Below are 19,240 nucleotides of genomic sequence, written 5' to 3'. Positions count from 1 at the left end.
TATATTTGCACCGGCAAGTCCTACACGACCAGCTCCTGCAGACTCCCCCAGGGTGGGAACGCAGCAAGGGTAAGCGGTTGTAGCGGTGCGATGTAGGTCGCTTGCCTTTTTTTAGAAAAATATTAAATCAACATAGTAAGAATCTCCTTTTTCAAGGAGATTTTTTTATATCTAAAAGTTGCTTAACTTCGCAATGCATAATCAAATAAACTATAATGAATAAAGTTGTTTTTATAACGGGTGCTTCTTCTGGAATTGGTAAAGCTATAGGTGAATTTTTAGTAGTAAAAGGATATACGGTTTTTGGAACAAGCAGAAATCCAGAAAGAATTAAGGATTCTAAAATAGAATTAGTAGCATTAGACGTTAGAAATGTAGAAAGTATAAAGGCTGCTATTAAAATGGTAATTGAAAAAGCAGGAAGGATAGACGTTGTTATTAACAATGCAGGTGTTGGAATTACAGGGCCTTTAGAAGAAATACCTACAGAAGAAATAAAAAATAATTTTGAAACCAATTTATTCGGTCCAATTGAAGTAATGAAAGCCGTGTTGCCACAAATGCGTTTGCAAAAAAGCGGTTTAATTTTGAACATAACTTCTATTGCGGGCTATATGGGATTGCCATATAGGGGTGTTTACTCAGCTTCTAAGGGTGCTTTAGAATTAGTAACAGAGGCAATGAATATGGAAGTGAGATCATTCGGAATCCGTATTGCAAATGTGGCTCCAGGGGATTTTGCTACAAATATTGCAGCGGGTAGGTATCATGCACCAGTAATTAAAGGTTCTGCATATGAAAAAACATATGGAGGTGTTTTGAAAATGATGGACAATCATGTGGATTCTGGAAGCAACCCAAATGAAATGGCTGAAGTAATTTTTAAGATTATTAATACGCCTAATCCTAAAATACACTATAAAGTTGGTGCATTTATGCAAAAGTTCTCAATTGTTTTAAAACGTATTCTTCCAGATACTATCTATGAAAAATTATTGATGAATCATTATAAATTATAGAAATTATGAAATTGATTCTGTTGTTGCTGTTTATTTTATTAAGTTGTAATTCGAATTCAAATAAAAAAATATGTAAAACAACAGTTTTAAAGGATAATATATCAAATGTAAATGATAGTATTAAAAAGATTAATTTAGATACTATTGTTTTAAAAGAGACTTATAATGAAGTAGATATTGAATATAATGACTATTTAAAGGAAGAATTAAAACTTGTAAGGGAAAATTTTAAAAGAATTAATTCAATTTCTAATAGAAATTGGAAATCGATAATTCAGAAAGACTATAATATAAGGTCCGAAGGTGGAGTAGTTAGTTATTATTCAAATGAAAAATTAGAAAAAATTATAGTTAGAAATTTTGCAGAAACCAATCAGAAACTGACAGAATATTACTTAATTGATGATGCATTGTTTTTTGTATTTGAAAAATGGATAGATTATAAATATCCAATTTATGAGGAATCGTTTAGAGAATCCGAGAATGAAATAGTTGAACAAAGAAGTTATTTTATTAAGAGTAAGTTAGTTCATCAAGTGAATAATCAAGATTGTGGTTCTCCTTTTGCATCTGATTATTTGAAGGAAGAAGAAAAGAGAATTATACATGAGTATTCTAATCTAATAAAATATAAGAATAGTAATTAAAAATCGTTGTTTGAGCTATATAAATTAGTAATTTTGCATTTTTAAAACAACACACATATTTTAAACAAAACAAAACGTATGAAATTTTTTATTGACACGGCTAATTTAGAGCAAATTAAAGAAGCACAAGCCTTAGGGGTTTTGGATGGAGTTACAACAAATCCGTCATTAATGGCAAAGGAAGGTATTACTGGTAAAAACAATATTTTAAAACATTATGTTGATATTTGTAATATAGTAGATGGTGATGTAAGTGCTGAAGTTAATGCGGTTGATTATGACGGAATGATTAGAGAAGGTGAGGAATTAGCAGAATTGCATGATCAAATCGTTGTGAAATTACCAATGACAAAAGAAGGAATTAAAGCTTGTAAGTACTTTTCAGATAAGGGAATTAAAACAAACGTTACTTTGATTTTTTCTGCTGGTCAGGCATTATTAGCTGCTAAAGCAGGTGCAACATATTGTTCTCCTTTTTTAGGTAGGTTAGATGATGTTTCTACAGACGGTTTGAATTTAATTGATGAAATTCGTCAAATTTATGATAATTATGCGTTTGAGACTCAAATTTTAGCAGCTTCAGTACGTCATACTATGCATGTTGTGAACTGCGCAAAATTGGGAGCAGATGTTATGACTGGTCCTTTATCTTCAATTTTGGGCTTGTTAAAGCATCCTTTAACCGATATTGGTTTGGCTCAATTTATTGCAGATTTTGAAAAAGGAAATAAGTAATAAGTTTACTTCAAATTTTATAAAAAAAGAGATTTTCAAATTGAAAATCTCTTTTTTTATAAAATTATTCTGTTTAATCTATATTATTAATGGACGGATTGGATTTATTGTAATCCTTTTTCAAAATTGACATCGAAAATATTTGAAAAAGCATTTTTAATAGTGCCATCTGGGTTTAGAATAATTGTTCTATGGTTCTTTGTTATAACCCAATTCTTTTTAATTTCTTCAAAATTAATTGCTTTCAATTCTGTAACATTTTTGAAATTATATTTATCAAAAGCACCTAGCCAATTTTCATTTGTATCATTAATATTGATAGCTACAAAATTAACCTTTGGATACTTCTCCTGTAATTTATGCACTTTTTCGTGCACCGTTTTAATATGAGATTCTGCATGTGTTGTCCAGAAAAAAACTACCGTTTGTTGGTTATTTATTACCTTGTTAAAGTCAATATTTTTATTGTTCTTGTCAATAATTGAAACTTTTGGTAGTTTGTTGCCAATTTTTAAATTTTGAACGGCATTATAAATCTCTAAAACTTCTCGATGTTGTTCTTTGTCTGTTGAAAGTTCAATATAGCGATCAATAAATTTTTTATTGTTATACATGTTTTGATCTTCCAATAAATATAAATACGCAATATTATTTAAAACAATGTTCTTTATATTTTGATTTTTTATTAGAGTGTCAGTAATATTTAATTTTCTAACGTTATTCTCTAGATGTTTGGTTTCTAATTTGCATTTTCCTTTTTCATAAGTTACATTGTTTAAAAGTGTAGCTACATACTTTATAAAAGGAGAATAGCTTCCTAATTCAGGATTATTAAAGTTAATACTGTCTCTATATTTATAATATTCCTTAGGTAGTTTTGGGCAAATATTTTCACCTGTTTTATACTCGTGAGCATAAGGATATAATTCTTTTTTATAATAATAGTTAAAATTTAATCCAGCTTTAGCAACAACATCAAAATTGTCGCTCCAGTTTATTTCAGATTTTCTTTTATTGTAGTGTGCTTTAATTTTTTTATAACTCGAATCAATTGATTTTGTATATGAATTTAAATCCTTTTCTAAGATGTCATATAAATTAGCACGGTCTTGTTCATTTTTAAGAAACAAATCTATTAAGAAATTGTTTTTTTCATCTCCTCTACCACAAAACGCAAGAGTATTATCAAAATCTAAAGAATTCAAACGAATCATCAAGCTGTCGTTTTTATCAAAATAGATATATTGGTATTCAGGTTGATGTATAAAAGTGTATAAACCTGGAGCTAAAGAATCAAATTTGTGAAGAAATCTATTGTTTTCATCTAAAAAAATAGTGTCAATGACTGTGTCATCTTTAGAAAATAATATAAAATTATTCTGCGGATTAATTATTTCACCACCAAAATAGGCAGTGTAATTATCGGGCTCAAATGCTTTCTTACAAGAAGTTAGAGAGGTTAAAGCAGCAATAGAAAGAGGCAAAAAGTATTTAATGTAATTTTTAAACATTTAATAAATTTATTTATTTCAGTAACAAAAGTAAATTTTCCATGTTAAAGGACTTGTTAACGATGCGTTAAAATATACATAATAAAGTAAAACATCATAATGAAGTTAAAACTGCATATTTTTTTCTACTTTTGCAACAATTTTATAAAAACTCATAATAATGTTAACAGTTTCGAATTTATCAGTTCAGTTTGGTAAACGTGTTTTGTTTGATGAAGTCAATGTAACCTTTACACAAGGTAACTGCTATGGTATCATTGGTGCCAATGGTGCTGGAAAATCAACTTTTTTGAAAATATTATCAGGTGAAATTGATCCAACTTCTGGAAGAGTTATACTTGAACCAGGAAAACGTATGTCGGTTTTAAATCAAAATCACAATATGTTTGATGAACATACGGTTTTAGAAACGGTATTAATGGGAAATAAAGTATTGCATGCTATTAAAGCAGAAATGGATGCTTTATATTTAGATTATACTGATGAAAATGCTGATAGAATTGGAGAACTACAGTTGCAGTTTGATGAAATGAATGGTTGGAATGCAGATTCTGATGCTGGTGCAATGTTGTCTAATTTAGGTATTTCTGCAGATTATCATTATACACTAATGGGTGAATTAGAAGGTAAACTAAAAGTACGTGTTTTATTAGCGCAAGCTCTTTTCGGCAACCCAGATGTTTTAATCATGGATGAGCCTACAAATGATTTGGATTTTGAAACGATTGGTTGGTTAGAAAATTTCCTTGCTAATTATGAAAATACAGTTTTAGTTGTATCGCATGACCGTCACTTTTTAGATGCAGTTTGTACACATGTTTCAGATATTGATTTTGGAAAAATCAACCATTTTTCTGGTAATTATACTTTTTGGTATGAATCAAGTCAATTAGCAGCGAAACAAAAAGCACAACAAAACAAAAAAGCAGAAGAGAAAAAAGCAGAATTAGAAGAATTTATTCGTCGTTTTAGTGCTAACGTTGCAAAATCGAAACAAGCAACTTCTCGTAAAAAAATGATTGATAAACTTAATCTTGATGAAATCAAGCCGTCAAGTAGAAGGTATCCTGCTATAATTTTTGAAACAGAACGTGAAGCTGGTGATCAAATTTTAAACGTTCAAGGTTTAAGCGCTTCTCTAGATGGTGAAGTATTGTTTAGTAATGTTGACTTAAACATGGCAAAAGGAGACAAGGTAATTGTTTTTTCTAAAGATTCTCGTGCAACTACTGCTTTTTATGAAGTGTTAAACGGAAATAAAAAAGCAGACTCAGGAACATATGATTGGGGAGTTACAACGAGTCAATCCTATTTACCAAGTGAGAATCATGAGTTTTTTGAAAATAAAGATTTGAATTTAGTAGATTGGTTACGTCAATATGCAAAAACAGAAGAAGAAAGAGACGAAGTATATATTAGAGGTTTTCTAGGAAAAATGATTTTTTCAGGTGAAGAGGCATTAAAAAAATGTAATGTTTTATCAGGAGGTGAAAAGGTGCGTTGTATGTTGTCTAGAATGATGCTTTTAAGAGCTAATGTATTAATGTTAGATGAACCAACAAATCATTTAGACTTGGAATCTATTACAGCATTTAATAATTCATTAAAGAATTTTAAAGGTTCGGTATTGTTCACAACACATGATCACGAGTTTGCTCAAACAGTTGCAAACAGAGTGCTTGAAATTACTCCAAAAGGTGTGATTGATAGATATATGACTTTTGATGAATATTTAGACGATCCAAAGATTAAAGAACAAAGAAAAGTAATGTATTCATAAAATATAAAATCCCGTTTTTTCGGGATTTTTTTATAGGATTAATTGAAAATAGAAATATTAATTTTAAATTTGCTCAAACTACGCAACACATGAGTCAAAAAGTATTGCTAACAGCAAAAGAAGTCAACATTATTCTACATCGTTTGGCTTGCCAACTTATTGAAAATCATCTAGACTTTTCGAATACAATATTAATAGGAATACAACCTAGAGGTAAATTCCTTGCAGAGCGATTAGCTTCAATTTTAAAGCAAGAATATGGTATTAAGGAAGTTCAACTTGGTTTTTTAGACATTACATTTTTTAGAGATGACTTTAGAAGAGGTGAAAAACCTTTAGAAGCTAATAAAACAGAGATTAATTTTATTGTTGAAGATAAAAAAGTGGTTTTTATAGACGATGTATTATATACAGGAAGAAGTATTCGTTCTGCATTAACTGCAATTCAATCGTTTGGGAGACCTTCAGAAATAGAATTATTAACATTAATAGATAGAAGATTCAGTCGGCATTTGCCTATTCAACCCGATTATAGAGGAAGACAAGTAGATGCTATAAACAATGAAAGAGTTATCGTGAAATGGAAAGATAATGATGGAGAAGATTTGGTTTTATTAGAACAAAAAAAATAACAACAACACAACAATATAAATGAAAGAATTATCAGTAAATCATTTAATAGGAATAAAACATATTAATAAAAATGATATTGATTTAATCTTTGAAACAGCCGATCATTTTAAAGAAGTAATCAATAGACCCATTAAAAAAGTACCTTCACTAAGAGATATTACTATTGCAAATATCTTTTTTGAGAATAGTACACGAACAAAACTATCTTTTGAACTAGCTCAAAAAAGGCTTTCTGCCGATGTGATTAGTTTTTCTGCTGCACAATCATCTGTTAAAAAAGGAGAAACACTTATAGATACTGTGAATAATATTCTTTCCATGAAAGTAGATATGGTGGTTATGCGTCATAGCAGTCCAGGAGCAGCACATTTCTTATCTCAAAATGTGAATGCAAGTATTGTTAACGCAGGAGATGGAGCACACGAACATCCAACACAGGCTTTATTAGATAGTTATACTATTAGGGAAAAGTTAGGAGATGTGGCTGGGAAAAAAGTTGTAATTGTTGGAGATATTTTGCATTCAAGAGTGGCCTTGTCAAATATTTTTGCACTACAAATGCAAGGTGCTGAAATAAAAGTTTGTGGCCCAAACACATTAATACCTAAATACATAGCGTCCCTGGGGGTAAAAGTAGAACCCAATTTAAGAAAAGCATTAGAATGGGCAGATGTTGCCAATATGCTTCGTGTGCAAAACGAGCGATTAGATGTGAATTATTTTCCTTCAACAAGAGAATATGCACAACAATATGGCGTTACAAAAGATCTTTTAGATTCACTTAGTAAAGAAGTTGTTATTATGCATCCTGGACCTATTAATAGAGGAGTAGAAATTACTTCCGATGTTGCAGATTCTCAACAATCAGTCATTCTTAATCAAGTTGAAAATGGTGTTGCTATAAGAATGGCGGTTATTTATTTATTAGCTAGTAAAATTAAGCAATAAGTGAATTTTTTTAAATATATCATTATATTCTTTTTCCATTTTCAAATTGTTTTTGGATGCTTAAATGGCGAAACAAAAATCTTAAAAAATGGTGTTGAGCTCTATTATGTGGATAGGGAAGTAAATAGTATTCCTGTTGGATTTAAGTTTTTTAATGTTGATATTGAAAAAGTTAAAAAGGATTTACAAGATCATTATAATCAAACAAAAGATATAAATTACTTATCTAATGTCGGATTTATATTCATACTTCAAAAGGAATATGAAAAAGCTATGTCATTGTATTTTGATATAGAAAAAAAGAACCAAATAGGTATTCAACAGCTTTGAACTTAAGTACACTTTATTGAGTTAATGGGAGATAATGGAAATGCTTTAAAATGGATTGTAAAATCATTTGAGTTAAATCCTGAAAAGCATTTTATAAATTAAAGGTAGAAAAGTGAATTAAAGAACAAAGCCATCAACTAAAAAAAACAACTTTGAAAAATATCAGGAAACAATTTTATTGTTAATTGTTTTTATTGCATTAATTTTTCTTATTTTTAAACTTAAGAGATAAAAAAATATTTTTGATGAAAGTAGATAAAAAAGGACACACAACCATTCTTAAAGAAACAAGGGGCGATATTATTGCATTTATTGAAAATATTGCAAACCAATACACAACATTTAAGGATCAAAATCTAATTTTAGATGTTTCTCATGATAAAAATGTAACTCTAAATGATATTATTAATTTTAAAGATTTATCCAAGAAACATGTTAGTGCTAAAAAATCATTTGTTATTGTTGCTAATGATATTGATTTTAATGATATACCCGATTATCTAACGGTGGTTCCTTCTGTATTAGAGGCACAAGATATTATAGAGATGGAAGAAATTGAACGCGATTTAGGCTTTTAATTTAGTGTGCAGTAACAGTTTCAGTACAATTTTACTGAAACTGATTTTTTTATTAATTACTGAATACTAAATAAATGAAATTAACAATATTGGGTTGTTATGCAGCCACACCACGTACTATTACAAATCCTACATCGCAAGTATTAGAAATAAAAAATCAAATGTTTCTTATTGATTGCGGAGAAGGTACACAAGTTCAACTTAGAAAACACAAAATAAAATTTGACCGCATTAACCGTGTTTTCATTTCGCATTTGCATGGAGATCATTTTTATGGTTTAGTGGGTTTGATATCTACATTTATGCTATTAAACCGTGTAAACGATCTACATGTCTATGGACCAAAAGGGATAAAAGAAATTATTCTACTTCAATTGAGGGCTTCTGGTTCTTTCACGGGCTACAATTTGTTTTTTCATGAATTAGAATCTCAAAATAGTGAAGTTGTTTTTGAAGATGATAATGTCATTGTTACCACCATTCCTTTAAAACATAGAGTCTACACAAATGGCTATTTATTTAAAGAAAAAAATACGCAACGAAAATTAGATATTGTTGCAGTTGAAGCTTTAAATATAGATAAATGTTATTATCAAAAGATAAAATCGGGTGGCAATATTACTTTAGATGATGGAACTATAATAGCCAATGAAGAACTAACTTTTCCGCCTAATCCTGAGAAGAGTTATGCTTTTTGTAGTGATACTCTATACGATGAAAGCATTATTCCAATAATAGAAAATTCAGATGTATTATATCATGAATCTACTTTTTTAGAAACCGAATCGCATTTAGCAGAAAAGACAATGCATAGCACTGCTATTCAAGCTGCTACTATTGCTAAAAAAGCAAATGTGAAAAATTTGGTGATGGGACATTATTCTACTCGTTATGGCAATATTGAGTTGTTTAAAGAAGAAGCTCAAACTGTTTTTGATAACGTACTGCTTGCAGATGATGGTAAGGAATTTGAATTTTAATTGTCTCTTAATTATATGTTATGATTGCAATAGTTTGTATTTAGTTTAATATCTTTTTTATAGCTAATTTATATTGCTCATTATCTGTCATACCATTATGGCCTAAATTTTCTAGTGGAATTAATGTGGTGTTTGATTTAAATTCTTCATGAAGTTTCACGGAAGAATTATAGTAAATAACTTCATCTTTCTTTCCATGAAAAAGAGTTATGGGCATTTTACATTTTTTTAAATATTCGTTAGTTTCTAATTTGTATCTTAAAATAAAAGTAGGAAGTATAGAATATGTATTCTTCATTAAATCGGTTAAACTATAATAGGGAGCTTGCAAAATGAGCTGTTTTGGATTGTTGTCTGAAGCAAGTTTACTTGCAAAACCAGTTCCAATTGAATAACCTAAAATTGTTATTTCATCTTCATTATACTTTTGTTTTAGTTCATTGTAGAGAATCTGATTGTCCTGAAAAATTTGATTTTGACTTTTAATTTCTCCTTCACTTTTTCCATAACCTCTATAGTCTGTAATAAATACATCATAATTTAAATCGGTATAAGTTTTTGCAACATCGCCCCAACTAGCTAATGAACCTGCATTACCATGAAGATAAAAAATTACGCCCTTTGTAGAATCTGCTTTAAAAAGTAAATTATTTAAAAGCCTTCTATCTTTAGCTTCTATATTGATTTCTTCAAAAGTATTTTGAAATTGAAATGGATAATCATTGTCTAATTTTTCTGGGAAAAAGAGTATTTTTTCTTGATAAAAATAGAGCAATACACAAGAGGTAGTATATAAAAGGAGTAGGGTGGTGAATAGTGTAATTAGCATTTTCTTCATTTGAATCTGATGTTTTCTTATAGAAAATACAAATATAGTCAGATATTTTAAATGCAATTATTTATAGGCATTTTGAGCTTGTTTTAAAATTACTGAAATTTCATCTATAGGGATATCTTCATTGGTATTTATGCGAAATATTTTCATGCGTTTTCTATTGCCTTGCTCAAGTAATGGATGATTAACCGCTTCTCCACGCACAATCCCAATATAGGGTTCGTTTGTGTTTTTATCTTTCCATAAATAACAGAACATCTTTTTTTTATAATAGAAAAAGGGTAGTTTATATTTCCATTCTTCTGATATTTCAGCATCGAGAGAAAGAATACAATCTCTCAATGCTAAAAATATACTTCTATTAGGTTCTTCTTGTGCTAAATAAAATTGTTCTAAAGCTTTCATTTAATCGATATATAAATGGGTATTTCTGCTTCGGCTGGATTTTTCGATTTTTCATCATAAATTTCAAAATCGGTTGTATATTTTCGGTCTAAGGGGGTGTTCCAAATTTTTATCCATTCATTGTAAACACTTCCTTGCTTATAATCTCCTTTAGCAATAAATTTAGTATAATTTCCTTTAAAAATTGTTTTTGATACCAAATTTTCAGGAATATTATCTAAAGACATAACAGGACAGCCAATATAGATTGTATATGGTTTGGTATGATCACTTTCATAATCTGAGTATATTGCATAAATGTTGTCATTTGTTTTATTGGAAATTTTGTTAGCAATATCTTCTCTAATGAATTTTTCCCAAAGTAACGGAATGTCTTTTGCTGCTTGTTGATTCTCATTGGTAGTTCTCGTTGCAATACCAACAATGTGGATTGTTTCAATATTTGTATTTTCCATTTTTGTAAATTTTAATGTTACAAAAGTAGAGTAGGTCTATGACAAGGGTATGTCAGGGCTATTTAGATATTTTTGTCTGCAAATTTCAAAATAGTCTTGAAGGGTCATTTTATGCGATTCAAAAGTTTCATTTTCTAATTTCAATTGTTCAATTAAATCAATTCGAAAAGAACGATATTCATTGCGTAGCCTACAAAAAGCAATTAAAATCCAGTTTTCTTGCGTACTGTATAGGGCAAATGGTTCTATTGTTCGAGTAGTGTGTTCATTTTGTAATGATATATAATGGATTGTTGTTAATTGTAATTTTGTTATTGCCGATTGTAAGGTCATTAAATGATGACTTGTCCTTGTTTTTTCTACATTTGTTCTAAACAGAATGCGTTCATTTAGAATGTCGGTAGATTCTTTTTGTGAATACCTTAAAACCGATTTTATTTTTGTAATGGCATTAGTATAATTTTCAACTAATGAGAGGTCTTTGTTTTGACTGATTAGTTTTTCTGCAGTAATTAAGGCATTGGCTTCATTTTCGGTGAACATTATTGGTGGTAATTGAAAACCTTCCATTAAAGAGTAGCCTTTGCCTTCTTGCGTAATAATGGGTATTCCCGAATTTTCAAGCGTGCGAATATCTCTATAAATAGTGCGAACGCTTACCTTAAATTTTTCAGACAAAGACTTAGCGGTTACAAGTTTTTTAGATTGTAGTTGTGTAACGATAGACGTGAGTCTTGCAATGCGTGGTTTTTCGTTTTCCTCCATTTTTAGACAATTATAGAATTGTTAAAACTAAAGAAAACTATTTAATTTTAATTAATTTTCCACTCCAACTTTTTCTATTAATAGTTGCAGTGAAGTTAATTTCTTTTTTTTCAACACTGTTAATTTTAACATACATTTGATCGGCTGTGCTATATTCAAAATCTGGAACAGTTATTTCTCTAAAACTGACTACGAATTCACAATTATTGATCCACTTAATTGTTGATTTAATATAGTATTTCCCGTTGTTATGATATTCTGTGTGTTCATTTTCATTTATAACGACTTTCACAAAGGTTGAGCCACTGCCATAAACAAATGTGCCCCTATGAGCAATTTTACAATGATTTTCTTCAGGGTTAGTGAACGCCATTAATGCTGTTAACATTAACAACAGTCCAAGTTGTAATATGCGTTTCATGATGCTATTATCAATTAGTAGGTTAAATAATTTGGGTTTTTGTTTAGTAATAGCTAGAACAAATATAGTTAATTTTTATGATTTTTGGACTGAAATTTAAGAGGATTGGTTGTCTCGAAAAAAAAATTATTGAGCAATTATCTTTAAATTTCTTAATGCTTTTATTGTTATTTCTTTTCGCATTGAAACAAATTGCTCTCTGTTAAACGTTGTTTTAGGCTCTATATTTGTTGCAAAATAATACACGCGATTATCTTTTTCTAAATAGCCCACAAACCAACCATTATAACCTTGCTCAATTGAAAAACCTGTTTTTCCACTTAATTGATAGTTATTGTTTTTTTCAATAATTATCATATCTTTTATTATTAGTCCAGTTCTTTTACTAATCGGAAGTGAATTGTCATAATATTTTTTTAGAAACTCAATTTGTTGAAATTGATTAATTTTTGATGTTCCTTTAAGCCAAAAATTGTCTAATGTGGTAGAATCTATTTGAATGTTACCATAATTAAATTGGTTAACATAGCTTTTCATTTTTTCTAGACCTATTTTTCGTGCAATTTCTTGATAGCATGGAACACAAGAATAATGAAAAGCTTCTTTTAAAGTTAAATCCTGATTCCAATTTTCCATATCTCTAATTTTTCCATCCCATTTAAGAACACTACTATCACTTTCAATGATACCTGTTTCTAGTGCAATAATGGAGTTAGGAATTTTAAATGTTGATGCAGGAAGTTTTCCTGTAGAAGCCCAATCAAAATTATTAGAATAGTAACTATTTTCTTTTGCATCATAAATAAGAATAGATCCTTTTACATCTGCTGAATCAATAATTTTTTGAAAGGCATCTGTTTTGATTTTTTGTGTTTGATCATTTCTGTTTTCAACTGTAGTAGTTGGGTTAATTACTTGTTTTTCTTTACAAGAGATAAATAAGAAAAATAAAAATACAATTTTATTCATGCTAAAAATAGTTTTTATAGTCTTCAATTTTTGCTTGAAGACGGTTTTCTAAATATTTATTGGTTCCAGAGAGTGTTTCTAAAATTAATAGTGCTTCACTATGATAGCTTTTTATTTTGTCTTTATTCCATTGTTTTGGAGGCGATTGTAAATTTGTGATTCTATCGGCTAGTTTGACCGCTGCAACTTCTTTTTTTAACTTCTTTATACGGTTTAGACTATCAATCATTTGTTCTTTTTTCTCTAAATCTTCATTTTTGGTTAATGCTAAAACAGCTTCTGCAATTTCTTTATTAAAATGTGTTTGAATGTCATTAAATGTAGTTGCAGTATCTTCGATAGTATCATGAAGTAGTGCAATTTGAATGGCAAAATTTATATCAAAATTTTCAGAATGCTGTGAGGTAACAAGTATTTCCATAGCTACATTACTTAGATGAACAATATAAGGTAATTGGGTACCCGTTAATAATTGTTTAGCTTCCGTATGTTTATTAGCAGCAAATAGTAAGGCTTTCTGATATAATGTTTGCATAATATTTTTTATTGAATCGTAATTTTATTTAACCATTGTGTTGCTTTATTTATTGCTTCACTACTTTTGCATTCTACATCTGGGAAAATAGATTTTCCATATTTGATTTTATTTCTATCTGCAAAAATTGATTCGGTTAAGTTTATTCTTGAACCATCACTTAAAGTGTAGGATTTATTCCCAGTGGAGACACCAAAAGTTGGTTCTCCAAAAAAACGCGTATTTTTTCTGTTTTTAAAAGCTACTGTTATAGCTTCTCCGGAACTTGCAGTGACATTGTCTATAAGTACTGCTACCTTAGGGTCTTTTTTTATTAAATGATATACAATTTTTGTTTCTTCAACAATTGTATTCTGTAGATAAACTTTTCCGTTTTCATATTTCCAAGCAGAAGACTCCTTTTCGGCATTTATAAAATAACCAATTTCCCCATTTCCTAATATTGGTCCTATTGCGGTGAGCATTGGCCACATGTTGCCTCCAAAATTGCCTCTTAAATCAACAATCCAACCTTTTATTTTGGGGCTATCTTGTTTTATGATTTTATTTGTTGTGTTTTGTATATAAGTTTGAATTGTTTGTTCTCCTCCAATACAGAACGGAATCCGAATGTAACCAATGGAGTCAGGAACGATTTCATCATTAAGAACAGGCAATTCTTTTTCTTCAATCTCTTTTTCAGAAATTTTATTTGGAGCAAAATAACTATGTTTATCATTTAATTTTGTTATAGCGAAATTGATTGTTGGGTAAGTTTCCTCAATTGTTTTTGCTTGTCTTGCATGTGTATAGATTTCTTTTCTGAAAACATGCCATTCAATGTTGTATTTATTAACTGAATTATGCTCTAAAATGGTAATTACTTCATCTAAATATTCTTTTACCTCAGGAGCTAATTTGTAAGTTTCTTTTTTAGAACATGCTGTAAAAACAAGTAGAGTTAGTAAATAAGTATAATTTTTGATCATTGAATATGTAATGATATAGTTTAGGAAAACCATTATTTATTCAAATATATAAAAAAGTAGGAGAGAAGGCTAAAAAAAAGTCATTCTGACAAACGATTGAAACATAATAAAGCTTCCAAATTTGTACAGAATGACAATCAGTATTTTTCTAGAAGACAAGACTATTTTCCGTCTCTGTCCACTTTAATTCTTTCTTCTCTATTGGCTAGTTCCCAAGCTAAAGCAAAGGCAAGCTGTGCTCTTTTTGTTAAAGCATCATATTCAATTTTATCGGGAGTATCAGTTGGCATGTGATAGTCTGCATGAACACCATTAAAGAAAAAGATTGAAGGTATTCCGTGTTTTGCAAAATTATAATGATCAGAACGATAATAGATCTTTTCAGGATCATTTCGGTCATTATATTTATAATCTAATTCTAATTGAGTATATTTTTTATTAGCTTCTTCGTTAATAGTATGTAGTTCTGTACTTAATCTATCAGAACCAATAACATAAACATAATTATTAGTATCTGGATGCAATAAATCGCGTCTTCCAATCATATCAATATTAATGTCTGCAATTGTATTTGAAAGTGGAAATAGTGGGTTTTCTGAATAATATCGAGAGCCATGTAAACCATGTTCTTCACCAGTTACATGAAGGAAAAGTATAGAACGTTTTGGAGTATATCCTTCTTTTACAGCTTGTTTAAATGCTTGTGCAATTTCTAATAGTGCAACAGTTCCAGAACCATCATCATCGGCACCATTATAGACTTCTCCATTTTTTGTTCCAACATGGTCATAATGAGCTGAAATGACTAGGATTTCATCTGGTTTTTCACTGCCTTTAATGAAGGCCCAAATATTTTCTGAATCATTTAATTTTGGTGCAAAGCCTCTCGCCATAAATTCAGAAGGTACTTTTTGATACCAATCTTTTGCTATTTCTGGGAAGCTAATTCCCATTTTTTTGTATTGCTCAATAAGATATTTTCCTGCTTTTTTTTGCTCTTCTGTTCCTGTGTCTCTTCCACCCATTTCATCTGAGGCTACAATGTGTAAATGTGTGCTCAATTCTGAAGCGGTTATGCTATTCATATATTTTGAAACATCAGCTTCTTTTTTAGCTTTTGGAACGGAACTACAACTAGCTAAAAGTAAAGTAAGTATTGCCCCAGAAATTAAAATCTTCTTCATTCTTATATTTGGTTAAAAATTCAATAAAAAGTAAAAATAGGTTATTTATTAGCAAATGTTAATCTTTCTTAACAAATTTTTATAAAAATCTACTAGACAAAATAACTATTGTTTTTGAAGGTTAATTTGATATGCTACTTTCAAAATGTTACCAAATCATTGATGGATTAGTATATCTTTGCAAGCCAATTTACTATTGTATGAATTTTGAATTAGAATATCTTTTATTAATCCCTATAGGTTTTGTTGCTGGGTTTTTAAATACTATTGCTGGAGGAGGAACTTTATTAACACTTCCTACGTTAATTTTTTTAGGTTTGCCTGCACCAGTGGCAAATGGAACTAATAGAATTGCTATTTTAGTGCAAACTTTTGCAGCGGTTAGAGGATTTAAAAGTAAAGGGGTATCAACTTATCCTTTTAGTTTATATTTGGGAATTTCTGCGTTATTGGGTTCTTTTATAGGTGCAAAATTGGCTGTAGATATTGATGGAGAATTATTTAATAGAATTTTATCGGTAATAATGATGATGGTTTTATTAACTATTGTTTTTGGTCCAAAGAAAAATTATTTAGAAGGTTTTGAAAAAACAACTGGGAAATCGTTATATATAGCTATTGTTGTGTTTTTTTTCTTAGGTATTTATGGTGGATTTATAAATGCAGGGATAGGATTTTTAATGCTGCTTATTTTACCTTATTTGAATGGTTTATCATTATTAAAATCGAATGCAACTAAAGTTTTTGTTGTTTGGGTCTATACTATTGGTGCAGTTATTGTTTTTGCTTTAGAGAATAAAATAAATTATACTTTGGCTTTTATTCTTACAATTGGGAATGCTACTGGTGCTTGGTTTGCTAGTCGTTGGTCTGTAAAAAAAGATGATACTGTAATTAAATGGTTTTTAATTGTTACAGTATCATCTTTAGCTATAAAATTGTGGTTTTTCTAATAATTAGAAATGTACATATTCTGTGATTTCTAAACCATAACCAATCATACCAACTCTTTTTGTTTGGTCTGAACTGTTGGATAAAAGTTTAATTTTTGAAATATCTATATCATGAAGAATTTGTGCTCCAATTCCAAAGTCTTTGTTGTCCATTTTAATTTGTGGAGCTTTAAAAGTACCACTCTCTTGAAGTTCTTTTAATTCTGTTAATCGTGTTAGTAATTCTAAAGATTTTACTTCTTGATTAATAAAAATAATTGCACCTCTTCCTTCTTCTTCAATTTTTTTAAACATTACGTCTAGCCTTTTATCAGCATCGTTGGTTAACGTTCCTAAAATGTCATTGTTTACTAAAGTTGAATTAATCCTTGTTAGGATGGTTTCACCATTACTCCAAGTTCCTTTAGTTAATGCTAAATGCACTTGTTTGTTTGTAGTTTGAAGATATGCTCTTAATCTATAGGAACCAAAGCGGGTTTGAATTTCAAAATCCTCTTTTTTCTGAATTAGACTATCATGCTGCATTCTGTAAGCAACTAAATCTTCAATTGAAACAAGTTTTAAATCGAATTTTTTTGCGACTTCTACAAGTTCTGGTAAACGAGCCATAGTGCCATCTTCATTCATAATTTCACAAATTACACCAGCAGGTTTAAAACCAGCTAATCTTGCAAAATCAATTGCAGCTTCTGTATGACCAGTTCTTCTTAATACACCACCTTGTTTTGCAATTAATGGGAAAATGTGTCCAGGTCTAGCTAAATCATAGGGTTTAGTGTCTTTGTCTATTAAGGAAATTACTGTTTTTGATCTATCGGCCGCAGAGATGCCTGTTGTTACTCCATGTCCTTTTAAATCTACAGAAACAGTAAAAGCAGTTTCCATGTGATCCGTATTATTACGAACCATTGTGTGTAAATCGAGTTCTTTGCAACGACTTTCAGTTAATGGTGTACAAATTAAGCCTCTTCCGTGTGTAGCCATGAAATTGATCATTTCTGGGGTACATTTTTCAGCAGCAGCTAAAAAATCGCCTTCATTTTCTCTGTCTTCATCATCTACTACTATAATGATTTTTCCTTGACGGATATCTTCTATAGCTTCTTCTATTGTATTTAGTTGTATTTTGTTGTTTGACATTATTGTAGTTTGGTTGTTTTTTTTGAAAATATTGAAATTAGCTTTTTAAATGGATCAACAATAAAATCAAAGTTAATCATGATGCCTATGTCGTTTGTGGCTCTATAGGTTAAAAATATAGCTAAAGGTGTTAATACTATTGAAGACATCCACATTCCTAGTAAAGGTGTGATTGAATCTTCTTGGGCAATTTTTCTTCCAAAGGTGTTTATAAAGTGAAAAGTAATGAATATGATAATTGCAAAAACAATAGGCAAACCAATTCCTCCTTTTCTAATGATTGCACCAAGGGGTGCTCCAATGAAGAACATGAGTAAACATGAAAAAGCAATTACAAACTTTTCATGTACAACAATCCAATGCGCATTGATGTTTTTCTTTTTGTATTCTAAATCGGATTTACTATTATTAATACTAAATTCATTGCTAGAAGTATTACTCTTAGCCATTTCTAATATCTTTTGTTTTTCCGTAAGAGTAAAAATTGATAGTAAGTCTTTTACTATTGCTTCTTTAGCTATGTTTTGTTCTCTTTTTAATTGAAAAACATAATCGTTACGTTGCACAATATTGTCAGCAAATGAAACAACATCTTTGTTGTAACTGTTTTGTAGGGAGTCTATTGTATAATTTAATTCGTTTAATGTTAGCATTTTTTCAGATGTAATGTCATTATTATCTGTCGTGTTGCCATCTAATTTAGTTAAATCTAAATTTAAAACGTATTTTTTGAAACTACTTTTTGCAAAAGGATGTTTGTCTCTGTCTTCATATTTCTTTGGAATTACATTTTCGTAGTAATTACCGTCTAATAGTTCTAATTGAAGATAATTAGAATTAATATCGCTTTTTAGAATTCCTTTCTTGGCTTTAATAACAGTATTTGCACCTAAACCAGCATTCACATTTTTAATATGCATTGTCACATCATCTAGAAATTCACCATTATCTCCCGATTTCTTTTCTACTTTGATGTTGATTGTCGTTCCAATTGGATTAAATTGCCCTTCGGCAATAGCCATCGCAGGTCTTTGTTGTACAATAGTTTTTCGCAGATTAAGAAATTTATATTGTGCTTTAGGAATCACATTATTTGCAAAAAAGAAAGATACAATGCTTAATATGAAGATAACTATTGTTAGCATTCTCATGGCTCTTTGCAATGAAATTCCAGAGGATTTCATTGCAGCAAATTCGTAGTTTTCTGCAAAACTACCAAAAGTCATGATAGAAGCAAGGAGTACAGATAGTGGTAAAACCATCGGTACAATAGTTGGTGCATAAAATGATAGGAACTTAAAAACAGTAAAGAAATCTAAATCCTTTCCAGCCAGTTCTGCTATGAATAACCAAATTCCTTGTAAAACGAATATAAAAAAAAGGATTACAAATACCGAAGTAAATGTAATCATGAAGGATTTGACAATGTATTTATCTAATAATTTCACT

Annotated in this window: 22 protein-coding genes and 1 other RNA gene; 11 read left to right on the top strand and 12 right to left on the bottom strand. The window is 29.7% G+C overall.

Features of this window, described 5'->3' with window-relative positions:
* The first annotated feature begins 11 nt into the window (after positions 1 to 11).
* From ffs to fsa, 4 genes are all read left to right on the top strand, one after another.
* Positions 12 to 110: signal recognition particle sRNA small type (ffs, locus tag ACZ49Z_RS18220), an RNA gene on the top strand.
* A gap of 105 nt (positions 111 to 215) precedes the next feature.
* Positions 216 to 1,019, top strand: a complete 804-nt coding sequence (locus ACZ49Z_RS18215) for an SDR family oxidoreductase (RefSeq protein ID WP_464305725.1) — start codon at positions 216 to 218, stop codon at positions 1,017 to 1,019.
* Between the two features lie 5 nt (positions 1,020 to 1,024).
* The gene (locus ACZ49Z_RS18210; RefSeq protein ID WP_464305724.1) at positions 1,025 to 1,666 is read left to right on the top strand and encodes a hypothetical protein; all 642 of its coding nucleotides are present in this window, start codon (positions 1,025 to 1,027) and stop codon (positions 1,664 to 1,666) included.
* 78 nt (positions 1,667 to 1,744) lie between these two features.
* Positions 1,745 to 2,401, top strand: a complete 657-nt coding sequence (fsa, locus tag ACZ49Z_RS18205) for a fructose-6-phosphate aldolase (protein WP_464305723.1) — start codon at positions 1,745 to 1,747, stop codon at positions 2,399 to 2,401.
* A 104-nt stretch (positions 2,402 to 2,505) separates the two neighbouring features.
* On the opposite strand, the gene ACZ49Z_RS18200 is transcribed toward fsa, so the two are convergent.
* Positions 2,506 to 3,912, bottom strand: coding sequence for a TlpA family protein disulfide reductase (locus ACZ49Z_RS18200; RefSeq protein ID WP_464305722.1), 1,407 nt, complete (start codon positions 3,910 to 3,912; stop codon positions 2,506 to 2,508).
* Between the two features lie 160 nt (positions 3,913 to 4,072).
* Here ACZ49Z_RS18200 and ACZ49Z_RS18195 point away from each other — a divergent pair, with 160 nt between their 5' ends.
* From ACZ49Z_RS18195 to ACZ49Z_RS18170, 6 genes are all read left to right on the top strand, one after another.
* Complete coding sequence (locus ACZ49Z_RS18195) at positions 4,073 to 5,692, top strand: ABC-F family ATP-binding cassette domain-containing protein (RefSeq protein WP_464305721.1); 1,620 nt, start codon at positions 4,073 to 4,075, stop codon at positions 5,690 to 5,692.
* A gap of 89 nt (positions 5,693 to 5,781) precedes the next feature.
* Positions 5,782 to 6,324, top strand: coding sequence for a bifunctional pyr operon transcriptional regulator/uracil phosphoribosyltransferase PyrR (gene pyrR / locus ACZ49Z_RS18190; RefSeq protein WP_464305720.1), 543 nt, complete (start codon positions 5,782 to 5,784; stop codon positions 6,322 to 6,324).
* A 19-nt stretch (positions 6,325 to 6,343) separates the two neighbouring features.
* Positions 6,344 to 7,273, top strand: coding sequence for an aspartate carbamoyltransferase catalytic subunit (locus ACZ49Z_RS18185; RefSeq protein WP_464305719.1), 930 nt, complete (start codon positions 6,344 to 6,346; stop codon positions 7,271 to 7,273).
* Positions 7,274 to 7,603, top strand: a complete 330-nt coding sequence (locus ACZ49Z_RS18180; protein ID WP_464305718.1) for a hypothetical protein — start codon at positions 7,274 to 7,276, stop codon at positions 7,601 to 7,603.
* Between the two features lie 245 nt (positions 7,604 to 7,848).
* Positions 7,849 to 8,181, top strand: coding sequence for a ribonuclease Z (locus ACZ49Z_RS18175; protein WP_464305717.1), 333 nt, complete (start codon positions 7,849 to 7,851; stop codon positions 8,179 to 8,181).
* 74 nt (positions 8,182 to 8,255) lie between these two features.
* The gene (locus tag ACZ49Z_RS18170; protein ID WP_464305716.1) at positions 8,256 to 9,161 is read left to right on the top strand and encodes a ribonuclease Z; all 906 of its coding nucleotides are present in this window, start codon (positions 8,256 to 8,258) and stop codon (positions 9,159 to 9,161) included.
* Between the two features lie 40 nt (positions 9,162 to 9,201).
* Here ACZ49Z_RS18170 and ACZ49Z_RS18165 read toward each other — a convergent pair whose 3' ends face one another.
* The 9 genes from ACZ49Z_RS18165 to ACZ49Z_RS18125 form a co-directional block, all read right to left on the bottom strand.
* Positions 9,202 to 9,999: an alpha/beta hydrolase gene (locus ACZ49Z_RS18165; protein ID WP_464305715.1), complete on the bottom strand. Its 798-nt coding sequence runs from the start codon at positions 9,997 to 9,999 to the stop codon at positions 9,202 to 9,204.
* A 57-nt stretch (positions 10,000 to 10,056) separates the two neighbouring features.
* The gene (locus ACZ49Z_RS18160; RefSeq protein WP_464305714.1) at positions 10,057 to 10,401 is read right to left on the bottom strand and encodes a DUF1801 domain-containing protein; all 345 of its coding nucleotides are present in this window, start codon (positions 10,399 to 10,401) and stop codon (positions 10,057 to 10,059) included.
* A complete protein-coding gene (locus ACZ49Z_RS18155) occupies positions 10,398 to 10,856 on the bottom strand; it encodes a GyrI-like domain-containing protein (protein ID WP_464305713.1) in 459 nt (152 codons plus the stop codon). The genes ACZ49Z_RS18160 and ACZ49Z_RS18155 overlap by 4 nt, the downstream gene beginning before the upstream one ends.
* Positions 10,857 to 10,892: 36 nt before the next feature.
* Complete coding sequence (locus ACZ49Z_RS18150) at positions 10,893 to 11,621, bottom strand: helix-turn-helix transcriptional regulator (RefSeq protein WP_464305712.1); 729 nt, start codon at positions 11,619 to 11,621, stop codon at positions 10,893 to 10,895.
* A 37-nt stretch (positions 11,622 to 11,658) separates the two neighbouring features.
* Positions 11,659 to 12,042 (bottom strand): hypothetical protein, encoded by a 384-nt coding sequence (locus ACZ49Z_RS18145; RefSeq protein WP_464305711.1) that lies wholly within the window; start codon positions 12,040 to 12,042, stop codon positions 11,659 to 11,661.
* A gap of 126 nt (positions 12,043 to 12,168) precedes the next feature.
* A complete protein-coding gene (gene blaOXA / locus ACZ49Z_RS18140) occupies positions 12,169 to 13,011 on the bottom strand; it encodes a class D beta-lactamase (RefSeq protein ID WP_464305710.1) in 843 nt (280 codons plus the stop codon).
* Between the two features lies 1 nt (position 13,012).
* Positions 13,013 to 13,546 (bottom strand): HD domain-containing protein, encoded by a 534-nt coding sequence (locus ACZ49Z_RS18135; protein ID WP_464305709.1) that lies wholly within the window; start codon positions 13,544 to 13,546, stop codon positions 13,013 to 13,015.
* Between the two features lie 8 nt (positions 13,547 to 13,554).
* The gene (locus ACZ49Z_RS18130; RefSeq protein ID WP_464305708.1) at positions 13,555 to 14,514 is read right to left on the bottom strand and encodes a S41 family peptidase; all 960 of its coding nucleotides are present in this window, start codon (positions 14,512 to 14,514) and stop codon (positions 13,555 to 13,557) included.
* 161 nt (positions 14,515 to 14,675) lie between these two features.
* Complete coding sequence (locus ACZ49Z_RS18125; protein WP_464305707.1) at positions 14,676 to 15,698, bottom strand: M28 family metallopeptidase; 1,023 nt, start codon at positions 15,696 to 15,698, stop codon at positions 14,676 to 14,678.
* 200 nt (positions 15,699 to 15,898) lie between these two features.
* Here ACZ49Z_RS18125 and ACZ49Z_RS18120 point away from each other — a divergent pair, with 200 nt between their 5' ends.
* Entirely contained in the window at positions 15,899 to 16,651 is a 753-nt protein-coding gene (locus ACZ49Z_RS18120) for a sulfite exporter TauE/SafE family protein (protein ID WP_464305706.1), read from the top strand.
* A gap of 3 nt (positions 16,652 to 16,654) precedes the next feature.
* Here ACZ49Z_RS18120 and ribB read toward each other — a convergent pair whose 3' ends face one another.
* Complete coding sequence (gene ribB / locus ACZ49Z_RS18115; protein WP_464305705.1) at positions 16,655 to 17,791, bottom strand: 3,4-dihydroxy-2-butanone-4-phosphate synthase; 1,137 nt, start codon at positions 17,789 to 17,791, stop codon at positions 16,655 to 16,657.
* Positions 17,791 to 19,239, bottom strand: a complete 1,449-nt coding sequence (locus tag ACZ49Z_RS18110; protein ID WP_464305704.1) for an LptF/LptG family permease — start codon at positions 19,237 to 19,239, stop codon at positions 17,791 to 17,793. The genes ribB and ACZ49Z_RS18110 overlap by 1 nt, the downstream gene beginning before the upstream one ends.
* Position 19,240 lies beyond the last annotated feature (1 nt).

Source organism: Flavobacterium sp. KY-23415 (assembly GCF_055384985.1).
Note: the sequence above shows the minus strand (reverse complement) of the source record. Positions and strands in the feature narration are given on the sequence as shown.